Raw genomic sequence first — 15,010 nt, forward strand, 5'->3', positions numbered from 1 at the left:
GTGAAATAGTCCACGGCAAGGCGCGGGAATTCCACTGTTACCGAGTTCTGAACGGTAAGCATTGGCCCCTTCAATTACAAGGATTGCACACGAACAGTTTTGAACGTGCCCTTGTGCGGTTATCCACAGGCAGGTATTTCAATTTTGAGGGAAAATTCAGGGAGGCCAGCCATGCTACGTCGCAAGTTCGACAAGACCAAACTGCCAAGTCGACACGTCACCGAAGGGCCAGAACGCGCCCCGCACCGCGCGTTTCTGTATGCCATGGGCCTGAGCGATGATGAGATCCATCAGCCGCTTGTCGGGGTCGCCACCTGTTGGAACGAGGCCGCGCCCTGCAACATTGCGCTCAGCCGTCAGGCGCAGGCTGTCAAACTGGGTGTCAAAGGCGCGTCCGGCACCCCGCGTGAATTCAACACGATCACGGTTACTGACGGGATCGCAATGGGACACGAAGGGATGCGCAGCTCACTCGCCTCGCGCGAGGCGATTGCGGACTCGGTGGAGCTGACCATGCGCGGCCACAGCTATGATGCGTTGGTCGGGCTGGCGGGTTGTGACAAATCCCTGCCGGGCATGATGATGGCGATGATCCGGCTGAACGTGCCATCCGTGTTCATCTATGGCGGATCGATCCTGCCGGGCCGCATCGACGGTAAAGACGTCACCATTCAGGACGTGTTTGAGGCGGTCGGCCAGCATCAGGCCGGACACATGACCACCTGCGAGCTGGAAAAGCTCGAGGCCGTCGCTTGCCCTTCGGCCGGGGCTTGTGGTGGGCAGTTCACTGCCAACACGATGGCCTGTGTCTCAGAGGCGATCGGTCTGGCGCTGTTCAATTCCTCAGGTGCGCCCGCACCCTATGAAAGCCGCGATCACTATTCGATTGCCTCGGGCGAGGCCGTGATGAACCTGATCGAGAAAGACATCCGCGCGCGCGATATCGTCACGCGCAAGTCTCTGGAAAACGCGGCCCGGATTGTGGCCTGCACAGGCGGGTCGACCAATGCGGGGCTGCATTTGCCTGCAATGGCGCATGAGGCGGGCATCGACTTTTTCCTGGATGACGTCTGCGAGATCTTCCGCGATACGCCCTATTTCGTCGACCTGAAACCGGGCGGGCAATATGTGGCCAAGGACCTTTACGAGGCGGGCGGCGTGCCGGTCGTTTTGAAAGAGCTGTCCAAGGCCGGTCTGCTGCACGAGGAGTGCATGACCGCGTCCGGCCAGACCGTGGGCGAAGAGTTGGCACAGATCGATCGCGCCGCTGACGGGCGGGTGATCTATCCCGTGGAAACCCCACTGTCGACAACCGGCGGCGTCGTTGGCCTGAAGGGCAATCTGGCGCCCGAAGGCGCCATCGTGAAGATCGCGGGTATGGCCGAAGAGGACATCGTGTTCACTGGCCCCGCACGGGTTTTCGAATGCGAGCAGGACGCCTTTGATGCCGTCCAGCAGCGCGCCTACAAAGAAGGCGAAGTGATCGTTATCCGCAACGAAGGCCCGTCAGGCGGACCCGGCATGCGAGAGATGCTGGCGACTACGGCTGCGCTCTCCGGTCAGGGTATGGGCAAGAAGGTCGCCCTGATCACCGATGGTCGCTTTTCCGGCGCAACGCGGGGGTTCTGTGTTGGTCACGTCGGCCCCGAAGCCGCACACGGCGGCCCCATCGCTCTGCTGCAGGACGGAGACATGATCACCATCAACGCGATCTCAGGTGCGCTTTCGGTCGATATGAGCGACGAAGAACTGACCACTCGCAAGGCAACGTGGAGCGGTCCGCGCGAAACGATCTATGCCTCGGGCGCGCTGTGGAAATACGCACAGCTTGTGGGTGAAACCTACAAAGGGGCGGTGACGCACCCCGGTGGGAAATCGGAAAAACATGACTACATGGACCTCTAAGGTCGCGTTGGTCGGTGCAAGTCTTGCACTGACTTCGGCCTGTCAGCCCAAGAGCGCACTGTCCTTTGCTGCGGCCCCCAGTGAGCAAGTCACCCGGGTCTCGTTGGCAGCGGGCAATGTTCAATTGGTGGCTCCATTCGGCTACTGCGTTGATGAACGCTCGGTGAAAGTGCGCTCGACAGGCAGCTTTGCGATGCTGGCGCGCTGTGACACTCTGGGTGTGCGCGGGTTCTTTTCTGCCCAGGATCTGGCGGTGATCACTGTGACCACTGTCGGCACGGACACCACCAGTCAGCCCACCACAAAGGAACTGGCTGCATCAGCGGTACCTGCGACAGTGCTGGATCAGCAAACGCACAAAGGCTTGCCCTTTTTGCGTTTGACCAGCGACGCGCATGAGGTTGATGGTGCCAGCATGGAACATTGGCGATCGGCCTTTGTTGTGAATGGTCAATTGGTCGGTCTGGCGCTCTATGCCAACGATGGCAGCTTGGCCCTGACCGACGAAGGCGCCCAGGTCCTGTCCGAACTTGCCAGCCAAACCCGCAAGACAAGTGCCACCAAACCCCAAGGGTGATTGTTGCCCTTTCGTGGAAAAAATTACATCAATTCCTGCTATTGGGGTTCTTTGGTTAACAACCTGAGGGTAAACAGGGTTTGGAACGCGGCCTAACGCGCGATGGATGGATTATGGGCAGGGTACTGGATCAGCTGTTTCACTTGCGGTCGCTTCGGCGTTGGCGACGGGCTGCGCGGGGCGCAGCCACAACGTCACTGTCGACATTGCGGATCCAGCGCAATCAGGCCCGAGGGCTGCGCGCGCATCTCGACCGTTTGATTCATCAAGCCGATGGGCGCCTGGCCTTGCCCGTGATCGGGTCGTCGTATTTCCCCAAACCGCACGGAACCGATTGGTCTTGGCGGCCCGAGGTCTGGCGCGGCCCCCTGCCCGTGCTCGGGATTTCGTCAGCGCCGTCCCGTTCAACCTTGGGCGAAGAAGTCACGCTGTTCCATGACTGCGACTTTTCGGAGCTCACACTCCGGCAACTGCGCAACACGCGCGAGGCGGATCTGGCCCCCTTTGGTTTGCGCATGGACGTTTTTAAGTTTGACGGTTCGTTCTTGTCTTTGGTCGTAGACCTCCCACCTGAGGCTGCAAATGGCATGACGCGCGCGCATCTGTTGAGGGTGGACACGATCATCGAGACAGAAAAGCCGCTCGAGATCTTTGCCCGCCTGAACATCAAACACGGTCCCAACACCGAACAAATCGTCCGCGAACTGCCACTGAACGAACAGGACGTGATGGTCGAATTCGATCTCGCGTATTCGCGTCTGAACGAAAAACGTATCGAAAAGGTCTGGCTCGACCTGATCTTTGAAGCGCCCGACATGAACCAGGTCATCATCCGCGACCTGACGTTCTGTCGTCACCGTCGCGCCGCCTTGTAGGAGGGCCTTGCATGAGCGATCTCACGCTGACCAAAATTCGCCTGCGCAATGGCGCTTGGGAGGGCCGCATAACTGGCGCACCGACGACGGGAAAACGCCCCGACATCCGGGTGACCTACCTTGATCAGATACTGGAAGAGGTCGAATTGGTCGAGGGTGGCGATAGCAGCTATTGGGACATCAAGATCACAGTTCCTCAGCATGCGATTGCTGATGGGGTGCAAACCTTTTTGATCCTGGATCACGAGACAGACACCAAACTTGGCGACTTTTCGTTGATTGCGGGAGAAGCCGTATCTGACGATCTGCGGGCCGAGGTTGAACTTCTGCGCGCCGAGTTGGACATGCTCAAACGCGCCTTTCGCAGGCATTGCCTGGAAACCATGTAACCAGTTCAGCTTCTGCGCAAAAATGGAAAAGCCTGCCCAACTTCACGTCGGGCAGGCTTTTATGTTGGCAAGTGCGCGAGAAACTTCGCGCAGTGGAGAACGATTAATCCCCCGGCGCCAGCGCCGACAAGCCTTTGAGAATGTCGATTGCATATGCGAGCTGGTAGTCTTGCTCGCGCAGTTCCGCAGTGGCTTCGGCTTTGGCACGATCCTCTTCGATCTGACGAATTTCATCTTCAGACAGGCTGTCGTTGTTCAGGCTGCCACGCAGGTCAGCTTCGGAGCGCGAACGGCGGTTGTTCTCTTCTTCCTCTTCCTCTGTGGTCGCACGGCGCGGCTGTTCCACCACGATGTCCGGCGACACACCCAAGGCTTGGATCGACCGACCCGACGGCGTGTAATACCGCGCGGTCGTCAGGCGCATGGCCCCGTCGCCCCGCAGCGGCATGACGGTTTGGACCGACCCCTTGCCAAAGCTCTTGGTGCCGACAACGATCGCACGGCGGTGGTCCTGCAGTGCACCGGCCACAATCTCGGACGCCGATGCAGATCCGCCATTGATCAGAACAACAATCGGTTTGCCTTGGGCCAGATCACCCAGTTCAGCGTTGAAACGGTCACCATCTGCCGGATCACGGCCACGGGTCGATACGATCTCGCCCTCGTCCAAGAAGGCATCCGACACTTTGATCGCTTGGGTCAGCAGGCCACCGGGGTTGTTGCGCAGGTCCAGAACGATGCCGTTGACGCTGTCGATGCCGCCGGCCTCTTCAATCTGCTCTTCCAATCCCGATTTCAGGTTCGGATAGGTCTGATCGTTGAAAGTCGTTACACGCAGTACAACGCTGGTGCCCTCGGTCCGGGCGCGCACGGCCGTCAGCTTGATGGTGTCGCGGATGATCGAAACATCGAATGGTTCCTGCTCACCTTCGCGTACAACGGTGATGATGATCTCGGACCCAACGGGGCCGCGCATCAGCTCGACCGCCTTGTCCAGGGTCAGACCCAGCAGGCTTTCACCGTCCACATGCGTGATGAAGTCACCCGCCTCGACACCGGCTTCGTCCGCCGGGGTGCCGTCTATGGGCGAGACCACTTTGACGAAACCTTCTTCCTGTGTGACTTCGATGCCCAAACCGCCGAACTCGCCACGGGTTTGCACACGCATCTGCGCCGCGTCATCCGGCGACAGATAGCTGGAGTGCGGATCCAGCGAGGTCAGCATGCCGTCAATGGCGGCCTCGATCAGTTCGCCTTCGTCGACCTCTTCGACATATTGCGCGCGAATGCGTTCAAAAATGTCGCCAAACAGATCCAGCTGCTCATAGACGCTTGCATTGTTCTTGGCTTCTTGCGCCACAAGCGGGCCTGCGATCTGGGTGGTCGCGACAATCCCTGCCAACGTGCCGCCCAGCGCGGCCATCACGAATTTCTTCATGTGCGTTTATCCATCCTTGTCGGTTCGGAACCACTCATCGGGGTCCACCGGGCTGCCGCCCTCTCTGACTTCTATATAGAGCGTTTCTGTGCGGTCAGTTCCAGTGCCATCACCGCTTAGTGACAAGATTGCTCCAATTTCCGGCGCTGCACCGCCCATTAACCCCACCGGAGCGCCCTCGGGCAGCACCTGACCGGCCTCGCCATAGACCTCTTGCAGGCCCGAAAGAACAAATAGCGTGTCGGGCTGCGGTTCAAGTATGACAACGTTGCCCAGATCGAGCAGCGGACCCAGATATCGGATCGTTGCCGCCGTAGGGGATGTCACCAAAGCACGAGGCCTTGTGGCCACGATCACACCTTCGCGTTTGATCCCGGCCGCGTCTGCCTCGCCCGAACGGCGGAGGATCAGGCCCTGCACCGGCAGGCTCAGGCCACCTTTGCGGCCCGAGATATCGGCGGATGAGGATGAAATCTCACCATCCGCCATCTCAGCCAATCCACTGGCGAATCCATCCAGCGTTTCCGTGGACGAGATCAAGATTGCGGTGCGCACCGGGTCCTCGGTGAATCGTTTCGGCAAATCGGTTCTGTTTGCAATCGCCAGGCTCAACTCAGAGCGGGCCTTTTGAACCCCTGCCAAGCCATGCTCCAGCTTTTGCGCCGCGTCTTCCTGCAAGGTACGTAAGGTCGTCACCTCGTCCAGGTCCCGTGCCAGCTGTTGCGCCCGCGCATTCAGCCCCGGTGTGACCTCGGCCAGCATCATGGCCGATCGGGCCGCACCCATTGGCCCCGCAGGATGCAACAACAGAACTGGGGGTTCAGATGTCTCGATGGTTTGAAGTACGCCCAACAGCTGCGCGATCTCATCTTCGCGGGCGCGCAGTTGTGCGGTCAGCTGTCCCTCGCGCGTGGACACGCGGCGCAAGCCATCGCGCATGGCGGCAAGACCGGCTTCAAAGGCTTGTACTGTCGCTGTCAGGGCCCGAACCCGGTCACGGGCGCTGTTGGCCTCACTCAGGGCGATACCGGCTTGCTCCAACAACAGTGCCGCATCCTGCGCTGCGTCTGCCGGATCGATCTCGGCGGTTGCCGTGCTTCCCCAGAGCATCAATCCCAACAGTGTTGCGCGCAATATCATGCCAGCAGGCTTTCCCCAGTCATCTCGGGCGGCTTTGGCAATCCCATCAGCTCCAACACTGTCGGAGCCAGATCGGACAGACGCCCGTCGCGCAGCTTAGCGTCCTGAGGCCCGCCCACAAGGGCCACTGGAACGGGGTTCAGCGTATGGGCGGTGTGTGGCCCGCCGGTGATCGGGTCGAACATCTTTTCGCAATTTCCGTGATCAGCGGTGACGATCATCGCGCCACCCACCTTGTTCAGCGCCTCAATCACTTGTGCCAGGCCCTGATCCACCGCTTCGCAGGCCTTGATTGCAGCATCCAGATCACCGGTGTGGCCGACCATGTCGGGATTGGCATAGTTGGTGACGATCAAATCATAACCCACCTCGATCGCCTCGACGAATTTCTGGGTCACTTCAGCCGAGGACATCTCGGGCTGCAGGTCATAGGTCGCCACCTTGGGCGATTTCGGCATATAGCGGTCTTCACCCTCTTCTGGCACCTCTTTTCCGCCATTCAGGAAAAAAGTGACATGGGGGTATTTCTCGGTCTCGGCCAGGCGGAATTGCCGCTTGCCCTGTTTGGCCACCCAAGCGCCCAATGTATTGACGATTTCCGCCTTGGGATAGACGGTTGTCATATAGGTGTTGTGATCGTCTGAATATTCGACCATCCCCAACAAAGCCGCTAGTTTTGGCCGTTCGCCCGTGTCGAACCCATCAAACCCGGGCTTGCCAATGGCAGCCAGGATCTCGCGCGCCCGGTCGGCTCGGAAGTTCAGGCAAAAGAGTCCATCCCCATCCTGCGCACCCTGATATCCATCAAGCACGGTCGGCACGACAAATTCATCGGTTTCCGACTGGTTATAGGCGCGGGTCACTGCGTTATGTGCCGTTGAACTCTCACGCCCCTCAGCCCGGATCATCGCGCCATAGGCCTCTGATACACGCTCCCAACGGTTGTCGCGGTCCATTGCAAAATAGCGCCCGCAGACGGTGACAATCTTGGCCACAGCGGGCAACTTCTCTTCCAGCTCACCAATGTAGGTGTAGGCCGATTTGGGGGCCACGTCGCGACCGTCGGTGATCGCGTGCAGCGCGACGGGCACACCGGCGCGCGTAATCGCCTGAGCCGCCGCCACGATGTGGTCCAGATGCCCATGCACGCCCCCGTCCGACACCAGCCCCATCATATGGGCCGTGCCGCCGGTTTCCTTCAGCCTGGCGATGAAGTCCAACAGCGCCTGATTTTCAAAGAACGACCCGTCCTCGATTGCCAGATCAATCTGCCCCAGATCCATCGCCACCACGCGGCCAGCGCCAATATTGGTGTGCCCGACCTCCGAGTTTCCCATCTGTCCACTCGGCAGCCCGGCATCCGGGCCGTGGGTGATCAGCTTGGCATGTGGACCATCTGCCATTATCGCGTCAAAAGCCGGTGTTTTGGCCAGATATGGTGCGTTTGCCTCGGTATCGTCTGACAGCCCCCATCCATCGAGAATACAAAGTACAACGGGCTTGGGGGCGGTCATGTTAGATCTCCGGTTACTGCTCTTGCGCGCCTTCTAACCCTTGCCTGCCCAAGGGTGAACCGCCTTTAGCGCAATCAGTGACCATAGGGGTCAAAACAACTCCGCCGCGCGCCAGAATGGTCACATGACGTTATGGCCGGGCGGAGGGTACCTCCCCCGCTCCTCCCGGTGTTTTCCACGTTAGTTGCTCAGAAACTTGAATGGCTCCGCGGCTTCAAATTTTGCCGAGACCTCTCCAGAGAGCGTTGGTTTCAGACCCAGTTCAAGCTTTTGTGTGACAGCGCCCTTGGACAGATCGAGATTGTCGATATCGACCCAGAATAGCGCTGGATTGAAGACGCTCTCATAGTAGTAGCGGCCCTCTGCCCCGTCTGCGACTGTGCGCCAGATGGTGGATGCAATGTTGGGGCGTTCTGGATCTTCGACGCCGTAAGGAACCGAAATTCCACGCGCTAATGAAAAGACGGCTGCCAGTGCATCATGGTGATCATTGAATTTCGGCGTCGCGTTCAGGTTCCAGCTGATCCGTGCAAACCGATCCGATGCCCGATGAGTGCCGGGCAGAAAAGCCAATCCGCCAACGCTGTCCCAATAGGTGGTAATGGCAATCTGCTCGTCGAACGGGGGCGAGTTTGTCATCACTGTGTGTTCAGAACCGTGATGGATCACCAGCTTGCCGTCCAGGTATTCGAAGATGGCACTGTCGCCGGTGTTATCAGACAGCGCCAGATGCCCGCCTGCCGGCTTACCGTTGGGCAGCTCTGGAGCAATGACGGCAAAAGGTTCAGCCTCAAGCGCTGTGACGGCCTCGGCCACGGTGGCGTAATTGTCGAGCGCATATTGCAGCCACGCTCCGATCGACAGCAGCGGCTTGCCGCTGGCGTGGGCGTCGCCATAGTCGGCTTCGGCTAGGTAGAGCACATTGCCCACCAGGCCAGCTTCGTTCATCCCGTCGACCGAGGCGATGTCATAGATCGTTGAAACGACAGAACCGTATTTCGATGTCCATTCGATGGAGCCCTCGCCCACGCCGCCGTCTCGCTGCATGCCTTTGGGAAAGGCCCACATGTCGGTTGATGTGTCTTCGAACCAATCCAGCGTCCGGCCAACGATGTAGTCGCCCTTGCCAGTTTCATAAAGCAACCGGGTGCAGGCATCAGCTGTACTTGCCAGCAGAGCAACACTTGCAGTGGCGGCGATCAGATTCCTTGCGATCATGGGAACATCCTCTGGTTAAGCCAGTATTCAACTTCGGGAACTGTAGGTTTCGTGCATGTCCAGATGGCAGATATTTACGATTTCGGCTGCGGTAAGGGCTCAGGTCAAGACTTTGGATGTGACGCAGCGGCAGGTTTTGCCGGTCTCTTTTGCACCTCGCGCACCTGGGCCGCTCCGGGCGTCAAAAGATGCCGCAACAACCCCACCGGGTGCGCCTTGAGGCTGAGGCGCATGGCAACGTAATCCTCGACTACCTGCTCGCCCAAGGTCATCTCGGGCAGATGGGCGGTAGGTTCATCCAGCGCCTCGCCTTCCATATCCAGCGCAAAGAGCGGCAGTGGCTTGGCCGTCTTGATCGCCTTGGCCTGCCACAGCGCCTCGCGTCGGTTCAGACCGCAGGCGGCAAAAACATCTGCTTCGGCCAGCCGCTCGATCACCGAAGGTGGTAAACCAGCCCGGCGCCAGACGTCGTCGACCGCGTGATAGCCGTTGCCACGCGACGCCGTGAGCCAGCTGGCGTCCTCTTCGCTCAAGCCTTTGATCTGGCGAAACCCCAGCCGCAGGGCCAGGCCACCGCGCCCATCGGGTTCCATCACATTGTCCCAATAGCTGGTGTTGATGCAGACCGGACGCACCTGCACACCATGCTCGCGCGCGTCCCGCACGATCTGCGCAGGCGCATAGAACCCCATCGGCTGCGAGTTTAGCAGGGCGCAAGCAAAGATGCCGGGATGGTGGCATTTGATCCAGGCAGAGGCGTAGACCAGCAGCGCAAAACTGGCGGCATGGCTTTCGGGAAAGCCGTATGATCCAAACCCTTCGATCTGCGAAAAGCACCGCTCGGCAAAGTCGTCATCATAGCCGTTGCGCTTCATTCCGCGCAGGAACAGCGTACGGAACTCGCTGACCGAGCCGTGTTTTTTGAACGTCGCCAGTGACCGGCGCAGGCGGTCAGCCTGTTCGGGGGTAAAGCCCGCGCCGACGATGGCGATCTGCATCGCCTGTTCCTGAAACAGCGGCACCCCCAGCGTCTTGCCCAGCACCTCGCCCAGCGCGTCCGAAGGAAAGCTGACGTCCTCCTCTCCATTCCGGCGGCGGATATAGGGGTGGACCATATCGCCCTGAATGGGACCGGGGCGGATGATTGCAACCTCGATCACCAGATCATAGAAATTGCGCGGTCGCATGCGCGGTAGAAAGTTCATCTGCGCGCGGCTTTCAACTTGGAACACGCCGATACTGTCGGCCTCGCATAGCATGTCATAGACGCGCGGATCCTCGGGCGGCAGCGTGGCCAGCGCATATTGTGTGCCGTGGTGCTGCCCGATCAGATCAAAAGCCTTGCGGATGCAGGTCAGCATCCCAAGGCTCAGCACATCGACCTTTAGGATGCCAAGGCTTTCGATGTCGTCCTTGTCCCAGCAGATGACCGTTCTGTCCTCCATCGTGGCGTTTTCGATAGGGACCAGCTCATCCAGCCGCCCCTCGGTCACGATGAAGCCGCCCACATGCTGGCTCAGGTGCCGGGGGAAGCCCACGATTTCATAGACCAATGCCATGGTCTGTTGCAGGCGGCGGTCGGTGGGGTCGAGGCCGATCTCGCGCATGCGCTGCGCCTCGAGCCCGTCGGCCGAGAAAAACCCCCAGAGCTGTGAGGCGAGGCCGGAAATCGTGTCCTCGGTCAGGCCCATGGCGCGGCCGACCTCGCGGATGGCGCGTTTGCCGCGGTAGTGGATGACGGTCGCACAGAGGCCTGCGCGGTGGCGGCCATAGCGTTCATAAATCCACTGAATCACCTCTTCGCGGCGTTCATGTTCGAAATCCACGTCGATATCGGGTGGCTCGTCCCGCGCCTCGGACACGAAACGTTCAAAGACCATCGTGCCCATTTCGGGGCTGACCGAGGTGATGCCGAGACAGAAGCAGACCACTGAATTGGCCGCTGACCCGCGCCCCTGACAGAGGATGTCGCGCGAGCGGGCGAAATGGACGATATCGCGGACGGTCAGGAAGTAGGGTTCGTATCTCAGCTTGCCTATGAGGGCGAGTTCATGGGCCATCATGTTTTGCACCTTTTCGGACGCCCCTGCCGGGTAGCGCCACTTCAGCCCCTCATGCGCCAGCCGGTGCAACCGCTCGGCCGACGTCTCGTTCTCGCTCACCTCGCTGGGATACTCATAGCGCAGCTCATCAAGGGAAAAGGTGAGAGTTTGGGCCAGATCTCCGGCGCGGGCGACCGCGCCTTCGTGGCCTTTGAAGAGGCGGAGCATTTCCGCTTCAGAGCGCAGGCGCTGCTCGCCGTTGGCAAGTGCTGCGCGGCCCAGATCCTCGACCTTGCAGCGCAGGCGAATGGCGCTGAGCACATCGGCCAGCTTGCGGCGGGCACCGTGGTGCATACGCGGCCCGGCGCTGGCGAGAGTAGGAATGCCAAGCGCACGGGCCTGGGCCTGGGTCTGCTCAAAACGGTCCCTGTCTGCCCCATCATAGGCAGGGGTGAGCAGCATGTGCATGCGCCCCTCAAAGCGGCGCGTCAACCGGTCCGCCCGTGGCCCCCATTCACCCGCACCGCGCCGATCTGTGGTCGTTTGTGGCCACAACAGCAGGTGGAGGCCGTCGGCAAAATCCTCAAGATCCGACAGGTGGAGGATGCAATCACCCTTCTCCGCCCTGAGCCGTCCGGTGGACAGGATCCGGCACAGGTTGCCCCAACCCTGCCGGTTTTGTGGCAGTACCGTCATTGTCGGCGCATCGGTAAAGATCAGCCGCGCCGCCGGGATCAGACGCGGCACCGCATAGACCGGATAGGATGCAGGCCGCGTGATGTGATCTGGACAGGGTGGCCCGATGGGGGTGTTCTGCCCTTCCCACGTCCGACGCTCGCGCACCTTGCGCGCAATCTCGCGCGCCTGGGTGTGTGCCCGGACAATTCCGGCCACCGAGTTGTCATCTGCAACCGCAATCTGCTCGAGCCCCAGCGTTACCGCACGCTCCATGTACTCCTCGGGGTGGGACGCCCCGGTGAGGAAGGTGAAATTCGACGTGATCGACAGTTCGGCAAACATGATGACTCATAATTATATTCACGTTTTGTTCTTTTTCGAGTCAAAACCTGCATTGCGCAGGAAACGGGTCGTTTCAGACCCAGTGCTTTGGGCAGGTTGGGTCCAGAAAAGGAGACACCCCATGTTCACGATCGAAGCTCTGCCCACCACCGAAGTCCGCGCTTATCAAGCCGGAGCCCCCGACGCTTATGGCAACCCACCAGAGCGCACCATTTCCACCGGAGCGGGCAATCCTTGCCGTCACTGCCTGTGCAATATTCCCGAAGGGGCGCCGATATTGATCCTGGCGCATCTTCCTTTTGACGGGACGCACCCTTACGCCGAGACCGGGCCGATCTTTTTGTGCGCAGATGCCTGTGAACGGCATACGGGGGACGAAATGCCCGAAGTTCTGATCACCTCTCCAGACTATCTGATCAAGGGATACGGGGCAGACGACCGGATCGTCTATGGCACCGGCGCCGTCGAGCCCCCCCCGCAGATCAAAGAGGCCGTCGAGCGCATTTTTGCCCGGTCGGATGTGGCCTATATCCACGTCCGGTCCTCGCGCAACAATTGCTATCAGGCGCGGATCGACCGCAGATAACGCAGCATCAGCGAGACGACGTCAGGGCCAGGAACACATCCTCAAGGTCAGCCTCTTCGGTCTTGACGTCGCGAATGCGGATCCCGGCCCCACGGACTGCTTCGAGCACCTGTTCGGCGTTGGTCTGCTGGCTGTGATAGGACATCACCACCGCACCATCGTCGCGCAAGGTGGCCGCGATCCCCGGGGCTTTGGGCAATTCCGACACCGGTGCATCCGGAAGGATCACCATGGTGCGCGCGTCCAACCGACCCAACAGGTTGGCGGTGCTGTCCTGCACGATCTTTTCGCCCTGGTTGATGATGGCGATCTGATCGCACATCTCTTGCGCTTCTTCCAAGTAGTGCGTTGTCAGGATGATGGTCATCCCCTGCTGGTTCAGCTTGCGCACGTTTTCCCAAAGCATCTGGCGCAGTTCGATGTCCACGCCGGCCGTCGGTTCGTCCAGCACCAGCACATGCGGGCGATGCACCAGCGCCTTGCCCAGCAAAAGCCGCCGCCGCATGCCACCAGACAGCGTGCGGGCATAGGCCTCGGCCTTGTCCGTGAGGCCCACCATCTCCAAAATTTCATCGCTGCGACGCTGCGCCTTGGGCACACCGTACAGCCCTGCTTGAACCTCCAGTGCGCCGCGCGGGGAAAAGAAGGGATCAAGGTTCAGCTCTTGCGGCATCACACCGATCGAGGCCCGGGATTGGCGCGGGTTTGCGTCCTGATCAAAGCCCCAGATCGTCACTTGACCCGCGGACTTGACCACCAGACCGGCCAGAATGTTGATCAGGGTCGACTTGCCCGCCCCGTTTGGCCCCAACAAACCAAAGACCGACCCTCGTGGCACCACCAGATCAATCCCTTTGAGGGCTTGCTTTTCAGGTTCCCCGCGACCACCGCGATAGGTTTTCTTCAAGCCTTCTATCCGGATTGCATCCTGGGTCATCTGCCGCACTTGCCCCTGCTCGGTTGATCGCTCATAAAAGCAGCTAACCCATGCCCGCGAGGCCTACAACTCAAGAAGGACCGCCAGCGATGACAATCGAAGCGCCGGAAATCAAACTCGTCGAGACCACGCGCGTCGCCTGCGATGGTGGTGAAGGTGCCTTGGGGCATCCTCGCGTCTGGTTGCAGATCCCCGAGGATCAGGGTTGGGTCGAATGTCCCTATTGCGATTGCAAATACATCCTGAAAGGCCGCGAGGACGGGTAACAATGCGCAGGGCAGGTTTTTGGCTTGTCCTGATCGTTTTTGGCGGACCTCTGCTCTATGCGCTGGTGGCGACTTTAGGGGCGCTGACCTCCCTTTCGGATGGGCAAGTGGACGCAACGGGCGACACAGAGGTCCTGCTGATTTCTGGGCCAATCCACTATGATTTTTTGTTGCCATTGAACGAGGCAACACTCGACCGGTTTTCAGAATTGGAAACCCACGGCTTGCCGCTGAAACACCCAAATGCACGCTGGTTGCTTTTGGGCTGGGGCGCGCGAGATTTCTATACCACCACTGGCAGTTATTCTGACGTCAGTTTGCGGGCTGTTCTGCGTGGCGTATTCGGTGACAAAGCGGTGATCCGAACGGATGTTCTTGGAGAGTTGCACCCAGACGCAAACCCCTTGCACTTCGTGATGAACGCTGCCCAATACAACCAACTATTGCATGCGATGAACAACACGATTGAACGGCGCTCAGATGGTTCTTTGGCCGTTCTGGACACACCCGGGTTCACGGACACCGACCGGTTCTTTGCGGCCAAGGGCAACTTCAACCTGTTTGCAACCTGCAACACCTAGGTCGGTCAAATGATCCGAAAGGCGGGCTTGCCGTTTGGCGCTTGGGTTCCCCTGCCGTTTGCCGTGACGCTTTCGCATCGCGTGTTTCTGCGCGAGGCCCGGGCAAAACTGATCTCACATCGATCTGTTGCCAAAGGAGTATGCACAGGCTTAGGTCATCAGTATTGATGAACCCATTCTGTCCGAGGCTATTTCATGAAGCTTTCCCTTGGCATTTTGCTGTCGGTTGCCACCGCCAGCGCCGCGTTTTCCCAAAACATCGTCCAACCTACCGGTCCCCTGAGCAACGACACAGGATGCCTGGTGCAGGGGCTTGATCCCAACGGGGACGGCTTTCTGGCGCTGCGGGCAGGTCCATCGTCCTCGCACCAGCAAATCGGCAGCCTTCGGAATGGCGACGCGGCATACATTCGCGCCTGCCAGGGCAAATGGTGCTACGTCGAAAACGGATCAATCAACAATGTTGAAACCCGGTTTCGCGGTTGGATCTACACCGCTTGGTGTCAGTTCTATCCGTAAAAC

General features: G+C 59.7%; 14 protein-coding genes. 8 read left to right on the forward strand and 6 right to left on the reverse strand.

Features of this window, described 5'->3' with window-relative positions; all coding sequences use genetic code 11:
* The first annotated feature begins 171 nt into the window (after nt 1-171).
* The 4 genes from ilvD to TRM7615_RS01400 all read left to right on the forward strand — a co-directional run bounded on the left by ilvD (nt 172) and on the right by TRM7615_RS01400 (nt 3,746).
* A complete protein-coding gene (gene ilvD / locus TRM7615_RS01385) occupies nt 172-1,905 on the forward strand; it encodes a dihydroxy-acid dehydratase (RefSeq protein WP_108785121.1) in 1,734 nt (577 codons plus the stop codon).
* Nucleotides 1,886-2,482 carry a hypothetical protein gene (locus TRM7615_RS01390; protein WP_125133631.1) on the forward strand — a complete coding sequence of 199 codons (597 nt, stop codon included), beginning with the start codon at nt 1,886-1,888 and terminating at the stop codon, nt 2,480-2,482. Before ilvD ends, TRM7615_RS01390 begins: the two co-directional genes overlap by 20 nt.
* A 113-nt stretch (nt 2,483-2,595) precedes the next feature.
* Complete coding sequence (locus tag TRM7615_RS01395; RefSeq protein ID WP_108785123.1) at nt 2,596-3,357, forward strand: DUF6478 family protein; 762 nt, start codon at nt 2,596-2,598, stop codon at nt 3,355-3,357.
* A gap of 11 nt (nt 3,358-3,368) precedes the next feature.
* Nucleotides 3,369-3,746 carry a hypothetical protein gene (locus TRM7615_RS01400; protein ID WP_108785124.1) on the forward strand — a complete coding sequence of 126 codons (378 nt, stop codon included), beginning with the start codon at nt 3,369-3,371 and terminating at the stop codon, nt 3,744-3,746.
* A 103-nt stretch (nt 3,747-3,849) separates the two neighbouring features.
* Here TRM7615_RS01400 and TRM7615_RS01405 read toward each other — a convergent pair whose 3' ends face one another.
* The 5 genes from TRM7615_RS01405 to TRM7615_RS01425 all read right to left on the reverse strand — a co-directional run bounded on the left by TRM7615_RS01405 (nt 3,850) and on the right by TRM7615_RS01425 (nt 12,118).
* Entirely contained in the window at nt 3,850-5,184 is a 1,335-nt protein-coding gene (locus TRM7615_RS01405) for a S41 family peptidase (protein WP_108785125.1), read from the reverse strand.
* 6 nt (nt 5,185-5,190) lie between these two features.
* On the reverse strand, nt 5,191-6,324 hold the full coding sequence (locus TRM7615_RS01410) for a murein hydrolase activator EnvC family protein (protein ID WP_108785126.1): 1,134 nt from the start codon (nt 6,322-6,324) through the stop codon (nt 5,191-5,193).
* On the reverse strand, nt 6,321-7,838 hold the full coding sequence (gene gpmI, locus TRM7615_RS01415; protein WP_108785127.1) for a 2,3-bisphosphoglycerate-independent phosphoglycerate mutase: 1,518 nt from the start codon (nt 7,836-7,838) through the stop codon (nt 6,321-6,323). The genes TRM7615_RS01410 and gpmI overlap by 4 nt, the downstream gene beginning before the upstream one ends.
* Nucleotides 7,839-8,018: 180 nt before the next feature.
* Nucleotides 8,019-9,056, reverse strand: a complete 1,038-nt coding sequence (locus TRM7615_RS01420) for a linear amide C-N hydrolase (RefSeq protein ID WP_108785128.1) — start codon at nt 9,054-9,056, stop codon at nt 8,019-8,021.
* 104 nt (nt 9,057-9,160) lie between these two features.
* Nucleotides 9,161-12,118: an error-prone DNA polymerase gene (locus tag TRM7615_RS01425; protein ID WP_108785129.1), complete on the reverse strand. Its 2,958-nt coding sequence runs from the start codon at nt 12,116-12,118 to the stop codon at nt 9,161-9,163.
* A 121-nt stretch (nt 12,119-12,239) separates the two neighbouring features.
* Here TRM7615_RS01425 and TRM7615_RS01430 point away from each other — a divergent pair, with 121 nt between their 5' ends.
* The gene (locus TRM7615_RS01430; RefSeq protein ID WP_108785130.1) at nt 12,240-12,704 is read left to right on the forward strand and encodes a DUF1203 domain-containing protein; all 465 of its coding nucleotides are present in this window, start codon (nt 12,240-12,242) and stop codon (nt 12,702-12,704) included.
* Nucleotides 12,705-12,711: 7 nt separating this feature from the next.
* On the opposite strand, the gene TRM7615_RS01435 is transcribed toward TRM7615_RS01430, so the two are convergent.
* On the reverse strand, nt 12,712-13,641 hold the full coding sequence (locus tag TRM7615_RS01435; protein ID WP_108785131.1) for an ABC transporter ATP-binding protein: 930 nt from the start codon (nt 13,639-13,641) through the stop codon (nt 12,712-12,714).
* A gap of 89 nt (nt 13,642-13,730) precedes the next feature.
* Between TRM7615_RS01435 and TRM7615_RS01440 the strand changes: the two genes are divergently transcribed.
* From TRM7615_RS01440 to TRM7615_RS01450, 3 genes are all read left to right on the forward strand, one after another.
* A complete protein-coding gene (locus TRM7615_RS01440) occupies nt 13,731-13,907 on the forward strand; it encodes a zinc-finger domain-containing protein (protein ID WP_108785465.1) in 177 nt (58 codons plus the stop codon).
* 2 nt (nt 13,908-13,909) lie between these two features.
* Complete coding sequence (locus TRM7615_RS01445; protein ID WP_165821338.1) at nt 13,910-14,488, forward strand: DUF2459 domain-containing protein; 579 nt, start codon at nt 13,910-13,912, stop codon at nt 14,486-14,488.
* A gap of 195 nt (nt 14,489-14,683) precedes the next feature.
* Nucleotides 14,684-15,007: an SH3 domain-containing protein gene (locus tag TRM7615_RS01450; protein WP_108785133.1), complete on the forward strand. Its 324-nt coding sequence runs from the start codon at nt 14,684-14,686 to the stop codon at nt 15,005-15,007.
* Nucleotides 15,008-15,010: the final 3 nt, after the last annotated feature.

Source organism: Falsiruegeria mediterranea M17, assembly GCF_900302455.1.
Lineage (GTDB): Bacteria > Pseudomonadota > Alphaproteobacteria > Rhodobacterales > Rhodobacteraceae > Falsiruegeria > Falsiruegeria mediterranea.

Excerpts from the sequence above, each read along its gene's own strand:
- TRM7615_RS01405 (WP_108785125.1), bottom strand. The coding sequence starts at position 5,184 with ATGAAGAAATTCGTGATGGCCGCGCTGGGCGGCACGTTGGCAGGGATT.
- TRM7615_RS01440 (WP_108785465.1), top strand. The coding sequence starts at position 13,731 with ATGACAATCGAAGCGCCGGAAATCAAACTCGTCGAGACCACGCGCGTC.
- ilvD (WP_108785121.1), top strand. The coding sequence starts at position 172 with ATGCTACGTCGCAAGTTCGACAAGACCAAACTGCCAAGTCGACACGTC.
- TRM7615_RS01410 (WP_108785126.1), bottom strand. The coding sequence starts at position 6,324 with ATGATATTGCGCGCAACACTGTTGGGATTGATGCTCTGGGGAAGCACG.
- TRM7615_RS01425 (WP_108785129.1), bottom strand. The coding sequence starts at position 12,118 with ATGTTTGCCGAACTGTCGATCACGTCGAATTTCACCTTCCTCACCGGG.
- TRM7615_RS01435 (WP_108785131.1), bottom strand. The coding sequence starts at position 13,641 with ATGACCCAGGATGCAATCCGGATAGAAGGCTTGAAGAAAACCTATCGC.
- TRM7615_RS01395 (WP_108785123.1), top strand. The coding sequence starts at position 2,596 with ATGGGCAGGGTACTGGATCAGCTGTTTCACTTGCGGTCGCTTCGGCGT.
- TRM7615_RS01445 (WP_165821338.1), top strand. The coding sequence starts at position 13,910 with ATGCGCAGGGCAGGTTTTTGGCTTGTCCTGATCGTTTTTGGCGGACCT.
- gpmI (WP_108785127.1), bottom strand. The coding sequence starts at position 7,838 with ATGACCGCCCCCAAGCCCGTTGTACTTTGTATTCTCGATGGATGGGGG.
- TRM7615_RS01400 (WP_108785124.1), top strand. The coding sequence starts at position 3,369 with ATGAGCGATCTCACGCTGACCAAAATTCGCCTGCGCAATGGCGCTTGG.
- TRM7615_RS01430 (WP_108785130.1), top strand. The coding sequence starts at position 12,240 with ATGTTCACGATCGAAGCTCTGCCCACCACCGAAGTCCGCGCTTATCAA.
- TRM7615_RS01390 (WP_125133631.1), top strand. The coding sequence starts at position 1,886 with ATGACTACATGGACCTCTAAGGTCGCGTTGGTCGGTGCAAGTCTTGCA.
- TRM7615_RS01450 (WP_108785133.1), top strand. The coding sequence starts at position 14,684 with ATGAAGCTTTCCCTTGGCATTTTGCTGTCGGTTGCCACCGCCAGCGCC.
- TRM7615_RS01420 (WP_108785128.1), bottom strand. The coding sequence starts at position 9,056 with ATGATCGCAAGGAATCTGATCGCCGCCACTGCAAGTGTTGCTCTGCTG.